Origin of the sequence: Chryseobacterium pennae (assembly GCF_003385515.1) — a bacterium.
Lineage (GTDB): Bacteria > Bacteroidota > Bacteroidia > Flavobacteriales > Weeksellaceae > Chryseobacterium > Chryseobacterium pennae.
In genome coordinates, this window is the sequence record NZ_QNVT01000008.1 from 119,706 (window position 1) to 144,954 (window position 25,249).

At 36.1% G+C, this 25,249-nt stretch carries 26 protein-coding genes; 12 read left to right on the plus strand and 14 right to left on the minus strand.

Annotated elements, in window-relative coordinates; genetic code table 11:
• Window positions 1-24 precede the first annotated feature (24 nt).
• From DRF65_RS10435 to DRF65_RS10480, 11 genes are all read left to right on the plus strand, one after another.
• Window positions 25-300 (plus strand): hypothetical protein, encoded by a 276-nt coding sequence (locus DRF65_RS10435; RefSeq protein ID WP_115970697.1) that lies wholly within the window; start codon window positions 25-27, stop codon window positions 298-300.
• A gap of 68 nt (window positions 301-368) precedes the next feature.
• Entirely contained in the window at window positions 369-902 is a 534-nt protein-coding gene (locus DRF65_RS10440) for a hypothetical protein (protein WP_115970698.1), read from the plus strand.
• An 89-nt stretch (window positions 903-991) separates the two neighbouring features.
• Window positions 992-1,126, plus strand: a complete 135-nt coding sequence (locus tag DRF65_RS29105; protein ID WP_259080562.1) for a hypothetical protein — start codon at window positions 992-994, stop codon at window positions 1,124-1,126.
• Between the two features lie 121 nt (window positions 1,127-1,247).
• On the plus strand, window positions 1,248-2,333 hold the full coding sequence (locus tag DRF65_RS10445; protein WP_115970699.1) for an alpha/beta fold hydrolase: 1,086 nt from the start codon (window positions 1,248-1,250) through the stop codon (window positions 2,331-2,333).
• Between the two features lie 289 nt (window positions 2,334-2,622).
• Entirely contained in the window at window positions 2,623-3,378 is a 756-nt protein-coding gene (locus DRF65_RS10450; RefSeq protein ID WP_115970700.1) for a LytR/AlgR family response regulator transcription factor, read from the plus strand.
• Between the two features lie 2 nt (window positions 3,379-3,380).
• On the plus strand, window positions 3,381-4,379 hold the full coding sequence (locus tag DRF65_RS10455) for a sensor histidine kinase (protein WP_228438621.1): 999 nt from the start codon (window positions 3,381-3,383) through the stop codon (window positions 4,377-4,379).
• Between the two features lie 197 nt (window positions 4,380-4,576).
• Window positions 4,577-5,191 (plus strand): porin family protein, encoded by a 615-nt coding sequence (locus tag DRF65_RS10460; protein WP_115970701.1) that lies wholly within the window; start codon window positions 4,577-4,579, stop codon window positions 5,189-5,191.
• Between the two features lie 108 nt (window positions 5,192-5,299).
• Window positions 5,300-6,409 (plus strand): alpha/beta hydrolase family protein, encoded by a 1,110-nt coding sequence (locus tag DRF65_RS10465; protein ID WP_115970702.1) that lies wholly within the window; start codon window positions 5,300-5,302, stop codon window positions 6,407-6,409.
• A gap of 45 nt (window positions 6,410-6,454) precedes the next feature.
• Entirely contained in the window at window positions 6,455-7,441 is a 987-nt protein-coding gene (locus DRF65_RS10470) for a D-cysteine desulfhydrase family protein (protein WP_115970703.1), read from the plus strand.
• A gap of 70 nt (window positions 7,442-7,511) precedes the next feature.
• Window positions 7,512-7,982 carry a GNAT family N-acetyltransferase gene (locus DRF65_RS10475; protein WP_115970704.1) on the plus strand — a complete coding sequence of 157 codons (471 nt, stop codon included), beginning with the start codon at window positions 7,512-7,514 and terminating at the stop codon, window positions 7,980-7,982.
• 24 nt (window positions 7,983-8,006) lie between these two features.
• Complete coding sequence (locus DRF65_RS10480; protein WP_115970705.1) at window positions 8,007-8,651, plus strand: hypothetical protein; 645 nt, start codon at window positions 8,007-8,009, stop codon at window positions 8,649-8,651.
• 448 nt (window positions 8,652-9,099) lie between these two features.
• Here DRF65_RS10480 and DRF65_RS10485 read toward each other — a convergent pair whose 3' ends face one another.
• The 6 genes from DRF65_RS10485 to DRF65_RS10510 all read right to left on the minus strand — a co-directional run bounded on the left by DRF65_RS10485 (window position 9,100) and on the right by DRF65_RS10510 (window position 14,629).
• Window positions 9,100-9,582: a hypothetical protein gene (locus tag DRF65_RS10485; RefSeq protein ID WP_115970706.1), complete on the minus strand. Its 483-nt coding sequence runs from the start codon at window positions 9,580-9,582 to the stop codon at window positions 9,100-9,102.
• 138 nt (window positions 9,583-9,720) lie between these two features.
• A complete protein-coding gene (locus DRF65_RS10490; RefSeq protein ID WP_115970707.1) occupies window positions 9,721-10,209 on the minus strand; it encodes a GNAT family N-acetyltransferase in 489 nt (162 codons plus the stop codon).
• Window positions 10,210-10,307: 98 nt separating this feature from the next.
• Window positions 10,308-10,760, minus strand: coding sequence for a GNAT family N-acetyltransferase (locus tag DRF65_RS10495; protein ID WP_115970708.1), 453 nt, complete (start codon window positions 10,758-10,760; stop codon window positions 10,308-10,310).
• 49 nt (window positions 10,761-10,809) lie between these two features.
• Window positions 10,810-11,874: a serine hydrolase domain-containing protein gene (locus tag DRF65_RS10500; RefSeq protein ID WP_115970709.1), complete on the minus strand. Its 1,065-nt coding sequence runs from the start codon at window positions 11,872-11,874 to the stop codon at window positions 10,810-10,812.
• 317 nt (window positions 11,875-12,191) lie between these two features.
• Window positions 12,192-12,890 (minus strand): LytR/AlgR family response regulator transcription factor, encoded by a 699-nt coding sequence (locus tag DRF65_RS10505; RefSeq protein ID WP_115970772.1) that lies wholly within the window; start codon window positions 12,888-12,890, stop codon window positions 12,192-12,194.
• A complete protein-coding gene (locus DRF65_RS10510; RefSeq protein WP_228438623.1) occupies window positions 12,890-14,629 on the minus strand; it encodes a histidine kinase in 1,740 nt (579 codons plus the stop codon). The genes DRF65_RS10505 and DRF65_RS10510 overlap by 1 nt, the downstream gene beginning before the upstream one ends.
• Window positions 14,630-14,664: 35 nt before the next feature.
• On the opposite strand from DRF65_RS10510, the gene DRF65_RS10515 reads away from it, so the two are divergent.
• On the plus strand, window positions 14,665-17,040 hold the full coding sequence (locus tag DRF65_RS10515; RefSeq protein ID WP_115970710.1) for an outer membrane beta-barrel family protein: 2,376 nt from the start codon (window positions 14,665-14,667) through the stop codon (window positions 17,038-17,040).
• Window positions 17,041-17,167: 127 nt separating this feature from the next.
• Here the strand turns inward: DRF65_RS10515 and DRF65_RS10520 are convergent, their stop codons facing one another.
• Genes DRF65_RS10520 through DRF65_RS10555 form a run of 8 tightly spaced genes read right to left on the minus strand, consistent with a single transcriptional unit; the run spans window position 17,168 to window position 25,176 of the window.
• The gene (locus DRF65_RS10520; protein ID WP_115970711.1) at window positions 17,168-18,154 is read right to left on the minus strand and encodes a hypothetical protein; all 987 of its coding nucleotides are present in this window, start codon (window positions 18,152-18,154) and stop codon (window positions 17,168-17,170) included.
• Complete coding sequence (locus DRF65_RS10525; RefSeq protein ID WP_115970712.1) at window positions 18,147-19,739, minus strand: hypothetical protein; 1,593 nt, start codon at window positions 19,737-19,739, stop codon at window positions 18,147-18,149. Before DRF65_RS10525 ends, DRF65_RS10520 begins: the two co-directional genes overlap by 8 nt.
• 1 nt (window position 19,740) lies before the next feature.
• Window positions 19,741-19,944 carry a hypothetical protein gene (locus tag DRF65_RS10530; RefSeq protein ID WP_115970713.1) on the minus strand — a complete coding sequence of 68 codons (204 nt, stop codon included), beginning with the start codon at window positions 19,942-19,944 and terminating at the stop codon, window positions 19,741-19,743.
• Window positions 19,931-20,803: a hypothetical protein gene (locus DRF65_RS10535; protein ID WP_115970714.1), complete on the minus strand. Its 873-nt coding sequence runs from the start codon at window positions 20,801-20,803 to the stop codon at window positions 19,931-19,933. Before DRF65_RS10535 ends, DRF65_RS10530 begins: the two co-directional genes overlap by 14 nt.
• 15 nt (window positions 20,804-20,818) lie before the next feature.
• Entirely contained in the window at window positions 20,819-21,433 is a 615-nt protein-coding gene (locus DRF65_RS10540) for a hypothetical protein (RefSeq protein WP_115970715.1), read from the minus strand.
• Complete coding sequence (locus DRF65_RS10545) at window positions 21,418-22,920, minus strand: hypothetical protein (RefSeq protein ID WP_115970716.1); 1,503 nt, start codon at window positions 22,918-22,920, stop codon at window positions 21,418-21,420. Before DRF65_RS10545 ends, DRF65_RS10540 begins: the two co-directional genes overlap by 16 nt.
• 20 nt (window positions 22,921-22,940) lie before the next feature.
• Window positions 22,941-23,516, minus strand: a complete 576-nt coding sequence (locus DRF65_RS10550) for a hypothetical protein (RefSeq protein ID WP_115970717.1) — start codon at window positions 23,514-23,516, stop codon at window positions 22,941-22,943.
• Window positions 23,497-25,176: a PAAR-like protein gene (locus DRF65_RS10555; RefSeq protein WP_115970718.1), complete on the minus strand. Its 1,680-nt coding sequence runs from the start codon at window positions 25,174-25,176 to the stop codon at window positions 23,497-23,499. Before DRF65_RS10555 ends, DRF65_RS10550 begins: the two co-directional genes overlap by 20 nt.
• Between the last annotated feature and the right edge of the window lie 73 nt (window positions 25,177-25,249).

A 25,249-nucleotide genomic window follows, 5' to 3' on the forward strand; every position in this document is an offset into this window, starting at 1 on the left:
AAAACAGATAAATTTATTTGAAAAATGAACGGGAAAGATACAATAGAAAGAGTTTTATTTTATTTCCTTGATATAGATACCTTCGATAATGAAAAAGATTATTCCTTGTTAAGAGCGGTAATGTATAAAGATAAAGCAAAGCCCGGAGAAGAATACTATGAAGGAGAAGCATACTATAATGGGGAATGGCATCCTTTTAAAGGCGCATTAAGTTATTATCCGGATCCAACACCGGGAGAATTTATTGATGAAGTCAGAGCAAAGGAAATCATGAAGATTATCGATCAGGAAATAATATGATCGGCTGGATTTATATTGGTTATCCTGTTTTGATGATAGGATAGAAAAGAAATAAAAGAGAGTGAAAAATGAGCAATTTTGATGAAACATTAGTCCTGTTAAAAGAAAAAAAAGATCCTAAATCATTTATAATAGACTTTAATGAAAAATTAAGGTCTGTAGATGTTTTGTTGGAAAAAGATGAAGATGAAATAATAGTGTTTAACGATACCCGACACGAAGAAGAAAAGGATTATGTAGAACTGGATGAATCAATGACAGAAGAGCAGGTAATAGATCTGATCTGTTCTTGGAAGGCTCTGGGACTGCTTTTGTATAGACATCCTGATTTTAGACTTCAAATAGGGATCAATTATTTGACATGGGATGATCAATCTCTTCATGGGTTTGAGATTTCTTTTAGTGATAAAGATCTGGCATTTGATGGTACTGACAGACAGAAAGAACTTATATTGAAAATATCCCAATTGATAGACTATGAATACATTGTAGGAGATGTTGGTCATGCTTCTAGAAATTATATCAGTATGGAAGAAAGTTTAGAAAAAATAAAAGAACATATAATGAGTAATTCTTTTACCATTGACAGCAGAACCTGGTAAATAAAAATACGAAGCCATCGACCTTTTCAAACTCCTTCGTCCTTCGAAAGCTTTTTTATAAAGAAAATCAATAATAATTAACGAAAACCATGTCACACTTTACAACAGATACCATTCTTGTCATAGAAAAAATACCTACCAAAGATATTGTCAATATAGTAGATGAAGTGATGCTGGAAAACAGTTTCACGCTCGCTTATGGTTATTCTAGATTTTACTCTTAAACTTTAAATGAGATAGGTGGTTAAAAAAAATAAATTAATTTTAGTCTGAATAGGTTATATTTGGTTGTTTATGGAGTTGATTAATTATAAATTCCCATAACATATCCAAAATTAGATAAAAATGAAAAATATTTTACTTTGTTTCACAGTGATTTTTTTTACAACGGTGAATTATTGCAAGGGACAAAAAAAAGGAACAGAAACCCAAATAGATACTGAGTTTTTTATACCGGTTGACCAATCGAAGCTTTATACACGTGTTCTGGGTAATTCAGAAAAGCCCATAATTATAGCATTACATGGCGGTCCTGGTGCTTTTTCTGTAGACCATGAGTTTTATAGAGATGTCTTTGAAAAAGATTATTTAGTGGTTTACTTTGATCAGAGAGGAGGAGGAAAATCTGATGAATTCAAAGACAAATCAATGCTTACAACAGATCAATTTGTAAAAGATTTAGATGATGTAGTAGATTATATAAAAGATAAATACCCCAACAAAAAAATAAATCTTTTGGGCACATCCTGGGGGGGAACCTATGGTTTTTTGTATTTACTAAAACATCAGGAAAAAATTAATTCATTTATTAGCAGTTCTGGATTTGTAGATAGTCCACAAAGAAACTTTGCCTTGATTTCACATGAACGTCAATTGGCCAATGAACTTCTAAAAACTACGACCGATTCTATAAAGAAAAAAAGATATTTAGAAATTCTGACAGAATTGGATGAGATTGAAACGAGTGGATTCAAAGATTTTTTTCAGAATATGAATAAGGTAAGATACGAATTTCCAAAAGATTTGGGCTTTGATGTATATTGGGCTAAACCGGAGTTGAAAGAAAAAAAAGCAAAATTACTAAGTGATCCTGCTTTTTTTGCCAGGGTAAAATATACTCCTGAACTCCTTCAAAAAGCCATGGAAAAGCTTGAATATGTCAACGAAGTTTTTATGAATACAGAATCTTACAACAATTTGAATATTGTAGATGAAATGGAAGTCATCAAAAAACCAGTACTTGTTATTCAGGGAGAATATGATTATGCTATTGGAGTTGAGCAGGGCAGAACGATTTATAAGGCGCTTAAAAATGTACCCAAGAAAGATAAAGAATTAGTATACCTAAAAAACGCTTCGCATAATACACCATTTGAAGCACCTGAGGTATATTATAATACACTGAAAACCTTTTTAAAAAAATACAATTAAAAAGCAAAAAAAATGTACTGAGCCCCTTTTAGAACGTAATTCTTGCTACGTCTATTATCTTTAAGAGTATAATAGACATAGTACTCCTGAAATACAGTTCTGTTATGATGGGTTTAAAATAAAACCTCCAAAGTCTAAGAGACTTCAGAGAATATTGCAGTGGTACTTGCCTGCTTTGATGTGCTTGATTGTGCTTATTCTACATTTCATCCCCTTAATTCTAAACTTAATCTGTATTTTGATTTTCTGAAGCCAACAATCCGTATTTTTACAATAAATGATGTAGAATATGAAATATCTGATCGTAGAAGATGAACATTTTGCATACCTGGAATTACAACGTATGATGGTAAGGCTGTGCCCCGATTATACGCTGACTGCCAGGACAGAATCCGTAGTAGATACCGTTCATTTTCTCAAAGATAATCAGGTGGATTTTATTCTGATGGATATTCGTCTGGCGGATGGAAACTGTTTTGAAATCTTCGAACAGCTGGAGGTTTCAGTACCGATTATTTTTACTACCGCTTATGATGAGTATGCTATCAGGGCTTTCAAATTAAACAGCATAGATTACCTTTTGAAGCCGGTTGAAGAAGCCGATTTATTGGCCGCATTGAAAAAACTGCAACGCCGGAACATTGAAAAAGAACAGACTTTTGATTATAAAAAAATAGAAGCGGCATTATTGGGACAATACAAAAAAAGTCGTTTTCTTATTCAGATCGGTGATAGCTATAGCCATATAGAGAGCAATGATATTGCCTTTTTTTACAGTGAGGAAAAAGTAGTCTTCCTACATACATTTTCCAACCGGAAATTGGTTATTGATTATACCTTAAACCAACTTGAAACCCAGTTAGACAAAAAAACATTTTTCCGGGTTTCACGAAATTGTGTTGCCAATATTACGTCTATTAAAAAAATCTCCAAATATTTCAACAGCCGGTTGAAACTTATATTCCAGCCGGATTGCCCGCATGAAGTTTTAGTCAGTCGTGAGCGGGTGCCGGATTTTCTTAAATGGGTAGACGGAGAGCATTGAAAATGATGAAAAAAATAGATAAAAAGCATAGTATTGCCTTTGTGCTGATCGTGACAATCCTGCTGGTTTGCTTCTACTATATGTTTCAGATACTGACCGGGAAGGAAAGAAACTTTTGGGATTTCTTTGTCATCAATTTACTTCCTTTTGTAGGGATTGCATTGATGGATTTTCTTATTATTAATATTATTTATAAGTATTTAAAAATAAGAAATATATATCTGCATGTTGCGCTGGACCTGTTTATTTCCTCATTGTTTTCTGTATTTGTAATTTTTCTGGTCAATCTTTCACTTTTAGGGATATCTGCATTTAAGAACAGCCCGGACATTATTAAATCCGGGATTTTTATTCTTCTCTGGAACAGTATTGTGGTATTGTTAATTGAAATCTTTTTTTACAATCAGCAACAAGTGGATGCTGAAAACAAAATTGCCATCATGGAAAAAGAAAAAATACAATATCAGTATGATACTTTGAAAGCCCAGATCAATCCTCATTTTTTATTTAACAGTCTGAATGTTTTGTCGTCTTTGGCTTACGAAGATGCAGAAAAAGCGAATCTATTTGCAAAAAAAATGTCAGGGGTGTACCGTTATTTATTACTGACCAATGAAAGACCATTGGTTACCCTTCAGGAAGAGTTGGCCTTTCTGGATTCATATATATTTTTAGAACAGATTCGGTTTGGAAACAATTTACGTGTGGAAGTGGTCAATAAAGCTGTATTGAACCGTAAAGTAATCCCTGTAAGTTTGCAGTTGTTGGTAGAAAATGCTGTAAAACATAATATTACGACGGCTGGTAGTCCTTTGACGATCCACATTGAAATAACTGAGGACAGAATTACAGTTTCCAATAACCTTCAGCTGAGAACTACTGCTGACCGTGGTGGAGTAGGACTGAAAAACCTGCAAAAACAATATGCCCTGTACAATAAAACCATTGAAGTCATAAAAACAGATACGGAATTTATCGTAAAACTTACGTTTTTGGATTAACAGTGGGTTGACTGCTTTTTATTCATAAGCATAAAGCTTATGCAATACATATTCTTTTGTGAAATTTTGATTCACTGAATAACACATTTCATCATATTGATTCTGAAGTTGATCGGAAAAAGCTTCATATAAGTGTTTCCAACCTGCAATTTTGCATCACAATAATTTCAGTTTATTCATCAAAATTTTTTTTCACAATGAAAAAGCAGGCAATTTTATCAATTTTTGCTACGGGAACACTTCTTATGGGTACAGTTTCAGTAAAGGCCCAGAAAAAAATGTCTTTAGGACTTAAAGGTGGAGTCAATTCAACCTTTTATAAATATGATTCAGAGAGTCAGTATTCAAAAAGCTCGCCGGAACTCGGAGGTTCTGTGGGAGGATTTCTCAAGTACGATTTTGGCAGCTGGTTTGCCCTTCAGTCTGATCTGATGCTGCATTACAGAAATTCTGAAATGGAAAATAAGTTCACTGCCGAGACATCCAAATTAGAATCCTATGATCTGGAACTTCCTGTTTATGGTATTTTTCAGTATAAGCTGGGAACAGGTAAATTGTTTTTCGGGATTGGACCTTATCTGGGATATGGAATAAACGCTAAAATGGATGATATGGATATGTACAGCAAGGATGCAGAAGGTAAATCATCATTGAAACAGCTTAATTATGGTGCTGCCGCTATGTTTGGCTATGATTTCGGACACTTTCAGATCAGTGCTTCCTATATATCACAATACGGAATAGGATCTATGAGTAGTATTTCTGCCTTAAAGCGCCAGTCTTTCGGATTGGAAATCGGATACAGCCTGTAAGTTTCATAAATCCAGTCATATTTGTAGGGAATAAAAGATATTATACTTGATTTCCTACAAATAGTTATTCATTTCATTGAGTACTTTTTAATCAAACAATTTAACAAAATGAAGAAAATCATTCTATCGCTGATAGCAATTTTGCTAGTTTCAACTTCAGCTTTTGCACAGGATATTCAACTCAACAGACCCCAGGAGCCTCTGAAACCCTATTCTTATTATTCAGAAGATATTACTTTTAAAAATAAACAGGCCAATATATATCTGGCCGGAACTTTAACGCTTCCCAGCAGGGAAGGGGTTTTCCCCGCTGTTATTTTAATAAGTGGGAGTGGACCTCAGAACAGGAATGAGGAGCTGGCAGGACATAAACCTTTTCTTGTATTGTCAGATTATCTTACCAAAAACGGATTTGCTGTTCTTCGGTATGATGACAGGGGAACAGCTCTGTCTCAAGGGGATTTCAAAAGGGCAACCTCTGTAGATTTAGCAACTGATGTGGAAAGTGCAGTTGCTTATTTAAAAACAAGAAAGGAAATCAATCCTGCAAAAATCGGGTTGATAGGACATAGTGAAGGAGGGCTGCTTGCTCCTCAGGTGGCTGTAAAATCAAGAGATGTTGCGTTTATTGTAATGCTTGGAGGCCCAGGAATTCCGGGAGACGAAATACTTTTAATCCAGCAAAGACTGATTGCAGAAGCATCCGGAACCAACGAAGAAGAAATAAAGGGGGCAGAGATGATCAATAGAAAAATATTTAATCTTGTTAAGAAATCCTCTGATATAGGGCAGTTAAAAAAAGACCTCAGAAGCAGCTTAAAAAAAATCTTAACTGAAAATCCGGATCTTAAAAGAGCTGGTGATACGACGGATGATGAATTCATCAACTTACAGATTGATACCTATGCGACTCCATGGATGCAGTATTTTATCAAATATAATCCTGTGTCCACATTGAAGAAAGTGAAAATTCCGGTTTTAGCCCTTAACGGTGAAAAAGATCTGCAGATCACTCCAAAGGAGAATTTAAAGGCCATAAAAAAAGCATTAGGAAAGGCTAAAAACAAACATGTAACGATAAAAGAATTACCGGGACTCAACCATTTGTTTCAGGAATCTGATACGGGAGCACCTCAGGAATACCAACGTATTGAGCAGACTTATTCACCAACTGTTTTGAAAGAAGTATCGGATTGGTTACATTTACAGATAAAGTAAAGGATAAAAAGAAATCATATATTAAAAACACCGAAAAATAAAAATATGAACAAAAATAAGATAGATTTAGGCTTTTTTCCAACACCATTTCAAAAGCTGGAAAACCTGTCAAAGTTGTATCCTGATTACAGTATTTATATAAAAAGAGATGATAACACCGGATTGGCTTCAGGTGGAAATAAAACCAGAAAATTAGAGTTCTTAATACAACAGGCATTGGAGGAAGGCTGTGATACCGTAATCACTGCGGGAGCACAGCAATCCAACCATTGCAGGCAGACAGCGGCAGCCTGTGCTAAAATGGGACTGCAATGTCATCTGCTTCTGGGCGGTGACCAGCCTGATACCTATGATGGAAATCTGCTGCTATCTTCATTGCTTGGAGCAGCCATACATTTTACAGGTAAAAACAGGAAAGGAGAAGACATAAAGCTTTTAAAAGAAAAACTGGAACGCCAGGGAAATAAATGCTTTATCATTCCCTATGGTGGCTCAAATTCCACAGGTGCATTAGGATTTGTACATGCCGTGGAGGAACTGAAACAGCAGCTTGCCGAAAAAGCTATGACAATAGACTATATCTTTTTTGCTTCAAGTTCTGGCGGAATGCAGGCTGGGCTTACTGCCGGAAAAGCTCTTTATGATATGAATGCAGAACTGATTCCAATCAGTATAGATAAAGACGAAACCAATGGAGTTTCTCTGGAAGAGGTTGTTTTTGGAATCGTTCAGGAATTAACATCAAAACTTAATATCAGCAAAAAGACTGAGTCATCAGAAATCGTTCTCAACAGGGATTATGACAGTGCGGGGTATGGTGTGTTAACAGCTAATGAAAGATATGCTATTGATGAACTTGCCAAAAATGAAGGAATTCTTTTAGATCCCGTTTACACTGGAAGAGCATTCTACGGAATGCTGGATTTTTTGAAAAATAAAAAACTGCCGGCGCAGTCTAATGTTTTATTCTGGCATACAGGTGGGCTGCCCGCTGTTTTTACATTTGCCAGCGAGCTGAGCAATACACTTTGATCAATATAGCAGACTTGCATATTTTATATAGATTTTTATCCGTATAAACCGGAAATGAAAAATAAAAGTAATGTCAATAACTTTAAGAGAAATTACTGCAGACAATTATTATGAAGTATGTCTGCTGACCACTAATAAAAGTGGAGTGCCCACGTTTGATGAGGAATTTTTGTGCAGCAATTCGGTATCTATTGCTGAATCAAAATATTATCCGCTGTTGAACCCGCAGGCTATATACAGCGACCAAACGTTGATTGGATTTGTGATGTCCGGACCTTATTTTAGGGATAACGGGAATTTTTGGGTTCTGAGATATATGATAGATCATCAATATCAGGGAAATGGATTTGGGAAAAAAGGATTTACTGCTTTTATAGAACAGGTAAAAAGAAATGGAAGTATAGAACGGATTTACATTGGGCTAGATCCTGACAATAAACGGGCAATATCCCTTTATACTTCTGTAGGCTTCGAATTTACAGGTGAACGAAAAGATGGTGAGGATGTATATATCCTGGAACTTATCAAGAATGCTTCATAAAACGTAATCAGTTGATTTATAAAAATGAATAAAGAACTCCATGAACTCCTTTATTACTATAATGAGGAAGGATACGAAGGATATGACTTGAGTGAAGTACAGCTGCTTGAAAAAAAGGATGTTGGCAGGATAGAAAAATTGAAGCTGCTTCTTCATAATGACAATCAATATATTGTGTATCAGGCCATGCTTATTTTACTCGCATGGTCTATACCCGAAGGATTTGAAATACTTGATCGGTTTATCAATGAAAAATGGGATGAAAAAGAAAATTTTGAACCCCACAGACTTTATCATGAAGATAACGTATACGATGTAATTACCAATGCATTGTACATTGCGACATTCAATGGAAAAAGCGAACAGGAATTATATCCTTATATCAAACAATTCTTGCATAACTATGGAAATAAGTTCTTTGAATCCAATCTAAAGGATTTTCTGTTGAAGAAAAACTGCAGACCTCTTTTAAAAGAAATAGAACAGGCAATGAAAAGCGCCTTACAAAATCAAAAATACTATCAGGCCAGTCAGCTGCTTCCTGTCATCGTTCATTATAATCAAAATGCATTTAGTGAATATGTGGATGTTTTTGGTCCTTTAATAAGTGAGGATAACAGAATTACATACAATATGGAAGAAGCTGGTAAGATGCAGCAGAAGAATTGAATATCGTCCGTAATTTTGAACAGCCTGCAATCAAAAATATAACCTTGTTTAAAGGGGGTATAAATATTACAGATCAATAATCAGTTGGCTGTAGTACGATTGGATAAACTTATACTTACAAGGTAAGATGAAAGGGAAAAAGATCCCAGATAATTTATAATGGACTTTAATGAAAATTAAAATCCATAGATATTGTGCTTGAAAAAAATGAATATCAAACAATAGTTTTTAGTGACAGCATAACCTGGAAAAACCATAGAATGCTGATCTATAAAACTGTCATCATCATTTTTATTGAAATACGCTACCTTTCTTATGAACTGGTGCCAATGAAATCTCCGAAATTATGGGATTTCGGAGAATAATTGAACTTGTAAGAGTATCAAATATCTTCTAAAAGAATTACTGTATAGGCTTACCTGGGTAAAGACTGATTTTTGGTCATTGATTATTTTTGTTTCAATGAAAAATTATCCATATAAACTGCCTGATGAATACCGTTCAGTAAAACCTTCAGTCCTAAATGGGTATCTTTTTTTATAGAAATATTGTATGTTTTTTTATCTCCCGTTATCTTTGAAGGTTTAGCGATTGAAACATACGATTTTGTGTCGGACGTATTGTCTACTGAGAAAATTTCCAGTGTGGTTTCTCCTCCATTATCCGAAAGATCCAGGGTAAGAATATAGTTTCCAGCTTTAATTTTTGGAGTCACTAAATACATATTTTCTCCCGGGTTGTTCATAGAATAAAAGATGATTTTTTTATCACTGGCATACAGCATTGCCTGTCCTGATTGGGCAGTCCAGCACTTGTTAATATCTTTCCAAGTATCAAAATTTTCGTTGATTGCGGTTTCTGTTTTACACTGTGCTTTTACTGTTAGAAGCCCTCCCATAGTTATTAGCCCTGCTAATACGATTCTTTTCATATGTTATTTTTATTTATTTTATGTAAAAATAAGCAAAAAAGATTACCCATGAAATATCGGGTCCAATAGAGTATAAGAAAATTTTAAAAAACGAAGAGAAGGAAGTTGGGGAAAGAATTGTAGAATCTCCATTTTGAATTAATGCTCAAGCCTGAAAATAAATTCTTCAATCTCTGCTTGTCTGGCATTGGCAAAGCCTTTATCAGTACCAATTCTGGTGAATCCGCAGTTTTCCAGAACCTTTTGTGAACCAAGGTTGTCAAAAGCAACACGTCCAAAAATTGGTCTGGCTGTTTCAATGGTGAGAAAATTTTTCAATGCTGTTGTGGCAATGCCCTTTCCCCAGAACTCTTTATCAATCCAATAGGTGAGTTCAGTATCGTCCTCCATGATAAATTTTGCAATACTTCCGGCGATAACAGAGTCAATCATAATAGTTTGGTTATTCACAGTGGGATCATTCAGTAACCGTGTATATTTAGCAAGATATGCTTCTTTATTGGTAGAATCCTGTGATGTAAATGCAGCGAGGTGCCTGGCTTCCTGATCAAGCTGAAACTGGAAAAGAATATCCAAATCAGCAACTGTTGTGGGTCTGAGTTCTATTTTATGGGTATGATCATCCATTTTGAGTGATTTGTTGATTAATTTTCAAATATAATTAAATATTGTAGTCAAAAATCAAGTTTATGGTGTGGGAATGACAGAATGATTAAGTAAATGTGCTAGGGAACAAGCACTTCCATGATCATGATGTATTTATCAATTCCTTTACTAAATCCATCCGGAACAATCTCTACCGTTTTGAATCCGTTCTTTTTATAAAACTCAGCGGTATGCTGTGAGGTTTCAATTTTGTAAGGCAGGGAAGGGAAGGTCTTTTTTAACAAATCAATCCGATATTGAGTGAGGGCTTTTCCTATTCTTTTTCCATGATAGTCGGCATGAACCATGCCCCAAGATAATCCAGCCACATTATTCTTTGTATCTAAAAAAAATCCACCACATGCTACTACCTGACCATCCATTTTAACTACGAAATAGTTCTCTTCAGTATATTGATCTAAAAAGTCTTCAAAGAAAGGTAATTCTTCAATAGCAAAAAACTTAGGTAAATTACTTTTGAAAATTTTGATACAGTCTTCTCTGAAAATTTTTGTGTAATTGATGATTTTCATAAGTATTGGTTGTGGGTTATCTTTGATGATTTAAATTGGAAAAGATTTATTACTCTTTACCTTTAATCTCCGGAAGTTTAATTTCTTTATTGTAAAGCAGATAGACTACATTTTTTATGAAATCCTCTTTTTTTATCCGTTCTCCGTTAGTTGCATAAGCAATGGATATATCTGACTCTTTATTATAGATGATAAGAGCGTGCGATCCTAAGGTATCTCCGCCATGCCCATAAAATATAAGATGATCAAAATCCCAGATAGCCATCCCTCTTCCCCAGTCTTCTTTTCCTAATACAGGTTCCATAAGCTTTAGAGTTTCTTTTTTTAAAATCTTGTTATGAAATAAGCTATTGATGAAAATATTCAGAACATAGGGAGTCGCAGAGATATCGCCTACCCCAATTACATTGAGGAAATCTATTTCTTCATTAAGAACTTTCCAGGAATCCTTTTCAAACCGGTAGGGCAGAAATACATTTTTTTGATCAGGCACGAAAGACGCCAGATTTTTTAGGTTCAGAGGTTTTATGATTTCAGAATAAAGTATTTCGTGAAAAGGTTTTTGATGTTTTTTTTCAAGAATTTTTGTCAGAAGATAGTATGCAGAATTTGAATATGCTACCTTTTCACCCGGTTCAAAGCTTTTCCCCTGTTGAATGATCAGATCCATAATTTCCCGGTCACTTGCTTTCCCAGTCACCCATACTTCACCCTCTTTTACCACATAACTTCCCAATCCGCTGGTATGCTCCAATAGATTTTTAATGACTATTGTATTGGAATTGGGGATTTCCGGATAAAATGCTGAAAGCTTATCGTTTAAATGGAGTTTATTTTCTTCAATCAATTTAAAAATTAAAACAGCGGTCATCATTTTGGTTACAGAACCCACCTGATATCTGGTGTTTTGATCATAAATTAGTTCAGGAATGTTTTTTTGCCCAAAATTTTTAGCATAGACTTCCTTCCCGTTTTTAAAAACCGACAGCCTTCCAACTCCCAGATTATTATTTTCAATATAACTAAAGTAATTATCCAATTTTTCAGTAGGAATGGTTTGTGAAAAAAAATAACCGGAAATAAGAAGAAGTAAGCATATCAATTGTTTTTTCATGAGTAATAGTTTTATTATGTGTCTATATAACAGTCTTGCCATTAAAGATATTACATCTTAGAATATATTGCAGTACATTGTGAAAAATCTTTGCGAAGAATATTTAGGAGACAAAATGTTGATCCCAGACAATGAACAGATACAACAGGAAGTTTATGTTTATTATTCATATTGAATAAATAATGTAAGGTCTGCGTAAAGAGGCTTTGGATAGCACCCTTGACAAGGATCAGGGATAGAAACTTCTGAGAACTGGTTTTTGCAGAGTAATAATTGTTGATTCAATATGGAATAGTTGATTATTAAGTTTTTTGAAATTATATAGTTTTATTTTTCAGTTCTTTATATTTTGATCTCCCTACAGGCAATACTTCACCTGTTTTAAGCAATACACTATAACGAGTTCCGGTATTCACGAGCATTTTTTCAACCTGCAGAAAGTTCACCAAATAGGACTTATGAATCCGCTCAAATTGATCAGGAAGAAGCTGGTCTAATAATTCAAGGGATTTATCATGCAGTTCAGTCCGCCCATTATAAAGATGCAGTTCAGTATATATTCCGGCACCTTTGATATAAATTACTTCTGCAATATTGATGAGGCGTACCTGTCCGGCCTTTTTTACAGCCAGGTATTTAATCTCTTCTTCAGCCTTTACAGCAGGACTTACAAACCGGGTCAAAGCCTTAAAAAATCTTTCCTGATCAAAAGGTTTTGGAACAAAATCCAGTACACCATATGCAAATGCAGTGATTGCTTTATCAATATTGGCTGAAACAATAATTGTATGAAAAGCTGCTGCTACCATATGTTCCAATATTTCAAACCCGTTATCTCCATTGAGATTAAGATCCAGCAACAGAAGATCAGGAGGCTGATTTGCCATTTGATCAAGACCTTTCTGCAAAGAATCACAAATTGTAATCTCAATAGATGTACTGGCAAAAAAATCAATTGTCATCCGTTCAATACGGCGGGCAATTCTTGCTTCGTCTTCTATAATCAGTATATTCATTATCTTAAAATATGAATTGTAGATATCCATCCATCTTCAGTAGCTACTGAGTTGAACGTCCAGTTCTGTCCGTAGCTTTCAGTGAGTCTTGCTCTTATATACTTAAAGCCATTTCCTCCGGATCGGTTGGTCATTACTTCCCGGTTTTTTGCAAATGTTTCAAAAGTATACTGATGAGTCTTCTCTTTTAAACAATAAGAAAGTATAAATTTTACGGTATTTCCAGGCAAAGGTTCACTGTGGGTTATTCCATTCTCCAGTAAGGTATGAATAATAGCTGGGGGAATCAGCTGTTTCTCATCTATCCCAATCTCTTCCCACTGATAATTAATTTCCTTGCGAAAACCCATTATTGATACATGCTGCCGGCAAAGTTCCAGCTCTTTTGTGATGGGAATCAGAGTTTGCTCGGAAATCTCGTTCATGATATCAAATTCTGCAGCCAATGCCTGTATGAAACGGGAACCTTCTTTAGGAGATTCTTCCACCCAATCCATCATAGAGGTTAGGGTATTTCTTAAAAAATGAGGTTGAATGTTTTTTTTAAGCAGTTCCAACTGTAGTCTTGAAGAAAGGAGTACTGCGTTCTGGTGTTCTGCTTCTATGACACTTGCACGAATGGAATGAAGGTAAAGCATGCTCAGTACAATGACTGTAAAACTGATGAACAAACCATAATCATAGACTACAAGCTTGCTAATCAAAGCACTGATCAAAAGCGCTGTCAAAGCAATAAAACCTCCTTTTTCTTTTTGAATAATCCCATTAAAAACCACAATGAAAGAAGCGATCAGCATTGCCAAACTGTACAGAAGGGCAGTTTGATCATAAGATTTATAATTGAGAATATAAAGCAATAAAAGTGCTATAAACAATAGTACCATCAGCCATTTTCCTTTTTTAAAATTAAACTGAATGATAAAGTATAAAGGAACCAGCAATGCATTGACAAAAGTGAGCCAGCCAATGATTTCAAGGCGTACATAGAAATCAGGGTATGGAATAAAAACATGAAACTTCAGATATTCCATAATCAGCAAAGCAAAAAAGAGAAGGCAAATAGAGGCAAAGATCAGGATATCCCATTGTCTGCGTTGGCTATTCATATAAAGGAAAAAATAATAGACTGCTGCAATGAGAAAAGCTCCGGCCATCAGATTCATATACGACATGGTTACCAAAGGCTTCGTTAGCAAGGTCGTATAGCTATTCATTTTGAAAGCTATAGATCGGTGTACATCCGGCAGAAACGACTGCGAACTGCGCAAAGCAACGGTGTGAAAACCGGGGGTGATGAGATGATCGGGAATCCTGTAATAACTGCTTTCAGTGCCCGGAACTTCAGGTTTTCCATTTTGGGGAAGTTGCCCGTTCCGACCAATCAGGACTCCATCCCAATACACTTCAAATGAGCCGAAGGATTGAATCTGAAGCCCCAGAGGTTTTAACTCTTCTTCCTCCTGATACATCTCAAGATGGGTCCTCGACCAAAATATCCTGTCTAAGGTATTTTCTCTGGCCTGAGACCAGTCTTTATCATCATAATTTTTAGCTGCCCATGCCATATTATCTCCTGTTTTATAAACAGGTATTGGCTCCTCAGTACTGATAACAGGGGTCGTCAGTAGACTGAGAAATGTCAATAGGAATAACAGGTTGTGCATGATGTAAATATACAAGCTAATTTTCAACAATGTATGGTCGTTCAGAAGCCCTTGGAGCTGTTCAGATGTTTTCACCAACTGGGAGCTTATCTGTCCTTTAATTTTACCTCATGAAATTATTAGTAACCCTCATCCTGATTCTGATCACCGTTCCCTATTCTTTTGCACAGAATGGCCAGATTAACGGTATTATTCATGAAAACCAAACCACCGCTCTACCTTACGTAACTGTCACATTAAAAGGGAATACAGAACCCCCTGTTGCTGTTGGGATTTCGGATAATAAAGGGCATTTTAAGCTGGAAAATATCCCTGTAGGGCATTACACAATCAGTTATCATCTGATCGGATTTCAGACGGTTACCCAATCTGTACAGGTAAAGCCTAATGAGAGTACCAATATTGGAACCGTAATTTTAGAACCTGATACAAAACTTTTGCAAGAAGTATCTGTAAAGGCGCAACGGTCATCAGTCAGCTTAAAAATCGACAAAAAGGTTTTTGAAGTGGGTAAAGACGTTCTTTCACAATCGGGAGCTGTCACCGATTTACTCAATATTGTTCCTTCCGTAAGTGTCAGTCCCAGTGGGACGATAAGTCTGCGTGGTAACAGCAGTGTATTGGTACTTATTGATGGACGACGTACGGGGTTAACCCAAAGCAATGCCCTGGAACAGCTTCCTGCCGATCAGGTAGAACGGGTAGAGGTGATTACCAATCCTTCTTCCAGGTTCGATGCGGCCGGTTCAGCTGGGATTATCAATATCATCCTTAAAAAGAATAAAAAAGCAGGTTTCAGTGGACAAATTCGTCTGGTTGGCGGTATTCCCAATGAAACTCGCATAAGTCCCAGTTTAAATTATAAATCCAATAAAGTTAACCTGTTTGCAACCTACGGGATCCGGCTGTCAGATTATGTTGGTCTATATACGATGCAGCAATCTACAGGACTTTCCGGTACACCAGTGTATCTGAACCAACGTCAGGATGAAGACCGGCACGATGATGCCAGACTTCTTTATCTTGGAGCTGATTTCCAGATTAATGATCATAATACCATTACTGCAGCTTTTTTGCGAAACTCAACTAATGATCATGACAAAACACAACTCAACTATCTGTACTCAGGGAAAAATGGAGGTATTGACAGCAGTTTAAGCCGAACTGGTGAATCATGGGAAAAACGAAGCTATAACCAGCTTGAATTTAATTATACCAAAACGTTCAGGAAGCCGGGTAAAAAACTAACGGTAGATATGCAGTACGATTTCTGGGACAGTGATAAAGTCTGGAACTTATCAACCGCAAAAAAACTACCGGTTACAATGAATCTACCCATGATCAGGACCAGTTCTTTCGGGAAAAGTAAAGATCTGATGATTAAAACAGATATGGTACAGCCAATAGACAGTACCTCTACACTGGAATTTGGTTTAAAAATGGAAGACCGAAGGGTTAACAGTGATTTTATTGCACAACAAGAGAATTCTGCAGGCTGGGAAGTCATCGATCAGATTGATAACCATCTTTTATATAAAGAGATGATTGGAAGTGCTTATATACAGTTTTCAGGGAAAACCGGAGCTTTTGGCTACCAGGGCGGTCTGCGTGGCGAGCTGACGAATATCGGTATTGAAGACCGTACAGGCAGTTACACTAATCAAAAAAATTATAACAAGTTGTTCCCAACGTTAAATATCAGCTACCGTTTTAATACCTCTGCCAATCTGCAAGCCAGCTACAGCAAACGTATCAACAGGCCAAGACTGGGGATGCTGTATCCATTTAATGAACTTACGGATCTTAGTACCCGCTATGTTGGTAATCCGGATCTTAACCCTTCTTATGCCAATGTTTTTGAACTTGCCTTCCTTAAAAACTGGAAAACACTTACTTTGAATCCTTCTCTTTATTATCAGCGAAATAATGGCGTCATCGAGGACTATACTTTCCGAGATGTCAAAGGTTTATTCATTACCATGCCGGTAAATATTGATAAAGAAACGCGTACTGGTTTTGAACTCTCTGTACTTTATAATCCTTTCAAATGGCTGCAGGCAAACGCAGAGCTCAATGTATTTCATTATAAAGAACAGGGAAGTTATCAAAATCAAAACTTCGACTATTCAGGGAATACCTTTACTACACGTGTAAGCTCTCAGGTAAAATTAAAGAGTAAACTTTCCTTTCAGGCTGTCTATAATTTCAGAGGAGCCAATGCTACAGCGCAGACCGGGTCAGATGCTGTGCATGGTATCGATTTTGGAGGCAGCAAGACTTTTATGAAAGATAAAGCAACCCTTACCCTTGATGTAAGTAACCTTTTTGGTCTCCGAAGGTTTAGCAACAGAACCATCGGATCAGATTATGAGATTAATCAAACCAGTATTCCTAATGCTGCCCGATATCGTCTGACATTAGTGTATCGGTTTAATCAGAAGGACAATCAGTCGGTGCGACAAGCTAAAAGCGGTAACAGAGATTAGCCTGAATGGGTATAGAATTATAAAAAAAGGCCTCCTTATCAAAGAGGTCTTTTCCATTTCCGGTATGTCATTATCGTGAATAAAAAAGCCTTTTAAATGCAGAAAATAAGGAGATTTTTCAATAGTGCTATTGGAATTCCTTTTTTTTCAGCACCCCATTTTGATACACTTCAGTATAAATCAATTTTCCTTTTTTCCTTGTATTAATGATGGGCTCTCCTGTTTCTTCATTATATTTTTGCAATAATTTATAGAACTTCCATGTTCCGAAAGGTAACCCATTTTTATATTCCGCTTCCAGATACGTGTAAGGATCTGTAAACTCGGGATATTTTTGTATATCTATAGAGCTGTTTGATTTGTATTCTGTCCATTTTCCTTGTTTGGTATGGTTTTTCACCATGCCCTGTTCATCTTCATTTTTATATAAACCATCTTTATCAAAGTATCGGGCAAATTTTCCGGAAGGCAGGATCTGGTATTTTTGCGCAGGTTTTAAGGTAAAAGGACTTTCACTGAATTCATAATCCTGTAGAGAAATAATATAATTTTTATCAATATTAAATAAGGTATGGCTGGCAAATCCCATTTCTCCTTCATGATGAAGATAGAGCCGCTTCATATCAATCGGCTTGTTGTTCTTCGTTGAAATTAAATATATTTTTTCAATAAAAGGTTCTGCGTAACGAACAGTATTATAAACTGCCATAAAGTACAGTGAATAATCTCCATAACACAGAAAATCAGAAGCAATCTTAATCCGGTCATGCTTTTCATTGACATTTTTATTGAATGGCAGGAAAACATCATATTCTTCAGGAAGCTGTACAAAATCTTTTTGGACTGCTGTTTCAAATCGTAATGCCTTAATTTCCTTTAGCTTATTCTCATTCTGTATGACAGACAGAACGGCATCAGCTGTTGTTTGTTTTGAAAGATCTGAATATCCAAAGGGCAGGCTTATACAATCCGCTTTATTGGTATTAAAGACAGGAGTTCCTTTATCTGTTGAACGGGCTTCTGTGCTGATAGTCTTATTTTCCGTTTGAGCCTTGGAATAACAGGAAAAAAGGAAAAATAAAACAGTGAAATAAGTGATATTAATTTTAGGCATAGATATCTGATATTGGGGTGAAACCGTGAACATGCAAGTGGTTATTATGTCTTGGAGTAGCGGTATGTGTGGTATGTGGTAACCGTGTAGTAATATCATCATCAGTACTGGCATTGGAGGTGTTGGAGAAATTCTCTGACCGGCCTGATTCAAATCCAAAATCATAAAGAATATTTCGAAGAATCACCTGATTTTCATAATCAAAATTGGCAGCACTAAGGATGGTATTCACTCCATTTTCCTGAGTCGTTAATAAATTCAGATCTCCTGCTTCTCCGTTCACGTGTTCTGCACTGGGATAACATGACGCGTCTGAGTAAGAAAACCCTTGAGATACGATGTAATGCGTGTGTCCCTCCTGTCTGAATTGTGCTAATGACCCTAAGAAACCTGCAAATGAATCCGGCTGAATACTCCTCCTTCTGGTATGCTGGAATCCATATCGGATGATAACCCCATTCTGATTATAATTAAATGCTTCAAAAATCTGTGGACCTACGCCATCATTTGCTAAAATATCCATATCCACCAAATCTACATTTCCAGGTTGATTGGCGTACCATTTATCGGTGGCTCCATCACCAAGAGTTCCATTAGTATACACCAATAACTGATGGGCATCAATCTGTTCACCGGCAGCTCTGTTTGCCGTGAAATCTATGGTCTGCGAAAGATCTCCTCTTTGGGCTAACGGTGGAACAGCATTCACTCTTCTTTTTCTGGTTACACTTACCTTAGGCCTTGAACAGATTCTGTGTTCATTATCATTTTGATCGTAATAAAAATAAATAATATCAGTAGAATGGTTATTCACAACTTTCTGGATCCTTCTCCTTCTTTCAGGATCTGGATTAACTACTGTTAAAGTATTGTACGTATTACTACCATGGTGAATGGTATATATATTTTTATTAACCACTCTGAATCTTCCGGTATCATCATTCAGGAAAATACCTGCTCCGTTGATTTCTTCCTGTCCATCTTTATAGGCACAGGGATTATTGTCTGTTCTCTCTACGGCCACTTCCAGATTGATGACACCCTCCGCCAGCCTTTCAGTCCACTCATCAAAAATAGCTCTTCCATCCGGTCTGAGTTGCAGCTTAATAATGGCTTTATTGATATGATCACTTTGTAAATTACCGTAATGAGTATGGCTGCCCTGATTGTTTTTAAGCGCATCAAAATTGCCTACCTTTACTGTAAACAGTCTCTGTGCTTCATACCGGTCAGGAGATACGAAACGCATGAGCTGTAATGTATCTGTATTATTTGTCAAAGTATTGGCAGAAGGTCTTATCACTGCATCAATACTCAGGTCTGTCATATTACTGGTCTCTATGACCAGATAGACCGTTTTCCCTAAGATAGAATCATAAGGAATCGCTTGGTTTTGTTGGTCCTGTTGTACATGGGCAGAATCAATTTTTGTAAAACTGACTCTTGTTCCATCGTCTGTTACCACTTTCTTGGCAAAATAAACATCAGTGATACGCTGTAATGAATTATCAGGAGTATCCGGAGCCAATGGACCATTTAAAACCTGCGTCTGCCCGGAATCTGTTATTGTAATACGTGTCGCCATTTTAAAATATTTCTTTTTTTAATACGGGAGTTTTTGATATTTCTTCACGGGGATTATCCGCAGTTTTATGTTCTTTAAAAGAGGTAAGGCTCAGACATCCAAATAATAAAAATATGCAACCGGTATAGTATAGCCCCTTGCTGAATTTTTCATCCAGCCGGGTTTCTATCTCTTCAACCCATCCTGTTTTTTTATAATTCCTCATGGCTTATTTCTTTTATATGATAGATGATTTTCTTTTGGTAGTTTTCACCCAGAGAAAATTCTATAGTAAGCTTATGTTCCAATACTTCTTTGGTAATAAAATCTAATAAGATCTGCCCTTTATATTTGTCCAGTTTCGGAAAATCTGTTTCACTGTGATAAACAATTTCCTTTCGCTGCATTTCTCCATAAAACATTTCCCAGTTTTTATCCGAAGGAATATTACCGGTATACTGTAACAGTAATAATTCATTATCATAACGAATAGCTTCAGTCTGTACACTTTCGTCTATATCTATTATGGTATTATCCATAAAATTACGGTAGCGTACGCTATGTCTTACCTGATCTTCCTTCTCATTGTATCTTCCATAAAACTGATGGAGGATCATTCCGAAATGATTATACTTTAAAAAATCTTTAGCCACCAGATCTTCATTCCGGTACAAAGTTTTTAAAAACTGATAAAAATCGTCTGCCTTTTTGCCAACATAAGATCGGGAAAGCTTTTCTACTATTTTTTCCACTTTATTCTGGAGAATAGGTAGATTCTGTATGCTTTTTAATCTGCCATATTCGTCTGTTATGAGCTTTACATCATTATTGATCTCTGCTATCCTGTCTAAAAAATCCTTTTCTGATGACGAGAGTTCTTTATCCCGGTGAACTCTGTCGAAAATTTCAATATGATATTCAAATCCTTCTGTTTCTAAACGCTTCAGCGTAACATGAAAAACTTTGTTGAGTTCACTTCTATGAGTTTCCCCATAGGCAGTGGTATATTCATTATAGGTGTAGCGGTAAAATTTCTTTCCTTCCTGAAGGTTTAATTTAACATGTATGGGAAACACTGCTTCCATTATTTTTCACTCTTGCTATTGCCAATTGAACTTGGTATTTGTTTTCTTCTTTTCTAAACACTCCTGTACACTGTATTTCGAAGGACACAGAAAGCAATTCTTATCTGAGTTTATAAAATAAGAATTCAGATTAATTTCCTGGCTTTGCAGCAATACATGATGGGTATCTTTTTCACATATTGAAGTAGCAGGATAATCCACATAGTCATCTTTGGCTATTTTATGATGATTAACAGCGGAACTCACTTTGCTTACCCCGGTAATAACAACATTATTTTTAATTTTTTTAATCTTAAAAACGTGCGAATCAGAAGTATTGAGACTATTGTATTTGATTGATAGGTCTTTGGCAGACTGATCCAATATAAGCTCATAATCTTCCTGAAAGATGTTCTTGCTATCAATATTATTTAAAGAAACAGGTACTCTGAAGGAAAACTCCCTGCCATCTATTTTCACCGTTCTCAAAGCATAACAGCTGTCACACTTTATATCACTTGTCTGATTTATAAATCCTACTTTTTTCCTGTTCTGCAAAACCGCAATATTGTCATTGCTTCCTGAAATACTCTGGCAGCTGTTCAGCGAATAAAAAAGGAGGAAAAACAGGTATATTATTTGTTTACGCATTCTGTATCGTATTTAAAAAATTCTTTAGTCCACTTGGTGTAATTTTTTCTTTCCGCTATATTGGTTTGACCTCCATTAATAGCTTGTGTTACTTTCTCAACATCTGAGTCCGCCAATCCATTATCCATCGCAGTAATAGTATCGGTTTTATGAATGGTGGAAAACCAGCCGGCAGAATTAAAGGCATGGAATAAATTTTCAGAAATGTTTTTGGCATAAGTCTTTAAATCTTCATAAAAAGCTTCATCCAGACCTTTTTCCCGTGCTTTTGGTCTGTTTGTTACGCATTCGCCAACACCCTCATAGCCGGATCTGAACTTTATATAAGTGTCATAATGTTTAGTACCATTCACATAATCATAATAGGCCAGATAATTATAGTCATGGGTTATCTGTTTCATTCCTCTTCCCTGGAAAGGAACACCGCCTTTATAATTGGCAGGAACAGAGTCCCGGCTTTCATAAGTATAGGTGAAACTGATGGTTTCTAAATACATCTGTCCCAGAAAATGAATTTTTCTTCTGCAGGTTTTAATGCTGAATTTCTTAAACATTGCATTCATTTCATCGGTAAACAGCTTTATCTTATCCCTGTTTTCAGAGATCTTTCCGCTGGTAATACCAATAGCCGTTATTTTTTCTTTGCCGCCATTAAAAAATGCATCTCTTTTCGACTTGTAATTCTGCTCATCTCTTAAATGGTAAATTAAATCGATCATTTCATCCACCGTGATATCTCTGTTACAGTAGCAAGGCGTTCCGGCAATTTCAAACCTTTCGCCATCTTTATTTAAAAACTCATGGGTTTCATCAGGAAATATAATCTTATCCTGGGTATCTTTTACTTCAGCTTTAAAATATAAAAAAGCATTTACATCCGCTCTTTTTGCAAATTTTTCTACCAATTTCTTTACATCCTGATCACTTTTAGGACGCAGCGTTATTTCTGTAGAATACTCCAGCTTTCCGTTGATTGGGAATTCAATCGTGGTTTTTTCCGTATCACCATCCAAAAATTTTACAGGATTATCATATACGTTTTCCGGATTGGTTAATTTATTTTCATGGATTTCCACAGAGAGCTTTCCACTGAATCCCTGGCATTCTGCGACCACCCAGACTTTCTTTTTAATAACGCTTTTATCAAGTTTTTCGAAATTAAAAACAGGTTGGCCATCCTTCGTTTCCTGTACTTCTTCTTCCCAGGTAATTTTTACCGATTCTTTGGCTTTTAATTTTACCGAATCTTCTTTATCAGCCTGTATGTTTCTTCTTCCTTTTTGTTCATACTTCTTTTTGACATCAGATACCAGCCCGCCGCTTTTTACAGGATACGTTTCTTCTTTGGGTACCCAGGTCATTTTAGGAACCTTCTTAGCAAAATATATTTTCACCACATGTACCTCATGATCTTTCTGGCTTTGCTTATCATAAGCTATTTGACGGGGATTTGCTGTATAACTGTCTTTTTCTTGTTCGTCACTCATATCATTACATTTTGAGCTGATTAGTAAAAATCCTTTGAGTTTTTATACTTTGTTTTCAGGTCTTTGATCACTTTCGACTTTAATTGGGAAGGCAAATCTTTTAAGGTGACATTCAGATCATCTTTGATTTTGCAGATATTGTCTTCTCCGCAATAGTATTTGATATGATGCAGATACTTTTTATGCTTATAAAACGTAATGTATGAGACCTGTGTGTCATTATCCATATTTCCGCAATAGGTAAAAGGGATTAAGACAGCCTGATGTTTATCTATTGTAAAATTGGAGATATTTCCTGTTTTTAAATTGATTAAACCGGATTGTGCATACGGATAATTGTAAGTTACATTATCTGTATAATGTTTATTTTGAACCGTTGCATTGATGAGGGTTACCGCACCGTCAAACCTGTTTTTTTCAGCATTACAGGGGTTTATGACTTTTACGGTCAGTTTATTGGACACCGTTCCGTCTTTAAAATTTTTACTGACCATCAATGAATCCTGATAATATACTTTCAAACTGTCATGCACAGACTTTTGCCCGAACACAGGAATGAAGAAAAATAATATCAGACTAGTAACTAAGCTTTTCATTTTTTGTATAATAAATAGGTAATTCATCATCTTCAGTCTTTTGAGTATATTCTGTAGGATACATGGATGAGGTTCTGTCTGAATAAGATCCTACACAAACTTTGTTTCCCTGATTTCCTCCGAGATAATATATGGTTTTGCCGTCACTGCTCTTTCCAACAGCCATACTTACGTGATGTTTATTGGATAAAACACATATTGAACCCAGCAAAGGTTTATTCCCTGCGATCAGTTTTCCCCATACCGGATCATCAAATTCTTCTTTTTCCAATCCTTTTTTATCGGTTGGATTTTTCTTAAACCCTTGTCTGTATCTGGTCTTTTCTTCACCGTATGAATAAGCTCCCGGATCTAATTGGGCAGAATATCCGCTCTTGTTCAGACACCAGCCTACAAAAGAGGCGCACCAGGAACTGTTACCCGTATCAGCACAGGCTTTGGGTTTATTTTGTCGGTTGATGGCGTGATATTCATCCACGATCTTGGAACAGTGGGTGGCTTCAGATATGCCAAGCTCCTGCTCTTCACGGGCTTTCACAATCCACGGCTGTTCAAAGTATTTGATTTTAAAATACTGACCGCCTTCATTTAAAAAAGTGTTTTTTAAACTGCCGCTTCCTTGTTTCCCCAGATATTCAACTTTGGGTTCATCAGAAGTTACTTCAATATAGACTGATGCTTCTTTATCAGGACTTGCAGCAATGAGTTTGGCTAAATTAAATGACAAATCATCAGCACGCTGATTGAGCATCAGCTTAACCACTGCTTTGTTTTTAAACTGACTTGCATTTTCTATCGTGGAGTCATTGGCCAGATTATCAACCTCTACTTCAAATTCAGTTTTTGCTTTTATGCCTGCATATTTTGAAGCATCTGTAATTTTTTCTATCTCTTTTAAGTCAATTAAACCTACCTCAGTATTGACGTCTGATAAGACTTTATTCTTACCACTTTTAACCTTAACTTTTATTTTCTTTCCTGTGAGTCCTTCAGTCTCAACGACTAAAGCAACCTGGTAACTCAATCCCCGTTCAGATATTTTTTCTGCAGTTATTTTATTGGTATCCACTTTCTTTTTAACTGTAACTTTCTTGCCCAGTTTTTTGTTGAATACTTCTTCTTCTTTTTCAACAGCAGCTCCTTTCTCAGTAGTCCATTTTACGAAATAAGCATCAAGGATTTTAGGTGCATTACTATTCTGAATTTCACTTTTTATACTTTCCGCTTTCGGAATTGGAGATGGAGAAGCAGAATTAAATTCAGGATCACAATTAATATAAGACTCTTTTACCAAAACGGTCTGTTCCTGTATATTAGTGGTTCCCGGATTTTGCCATGGCGTTAATTTGATAACGCTCATACAGGGTGGGGGAGACATTTTTCTTGCCGGCCATTTGGGATGTCCGCAGGTTCCTTTAAACTGAAGGTTAACCATATTGTTTCCATCACCTACTGTCGCAAATGGCTGATCCTGAAGGTTGATATCGTTGGAGGTCACTTTCAGCTCTCCCGGCCCCTGAGCATAAGGACACTTCAGCGTAGCTCCGTTCATTACCATTTCTCTTTTTTCGGTAGGAGAAGGTTCGCTGGATTTTTTCTGTTGTTCTGCTCTTTTTTCAGAAAGCTTTTGATCGTGTGCTGAAGTTTTCTGATCTTCCATGTGTTACTATTTTGGATTGGATTCAATGGTTGAGGTTGTCATCATGTTTTTGAGGGTGCCAATGAAAATTGAC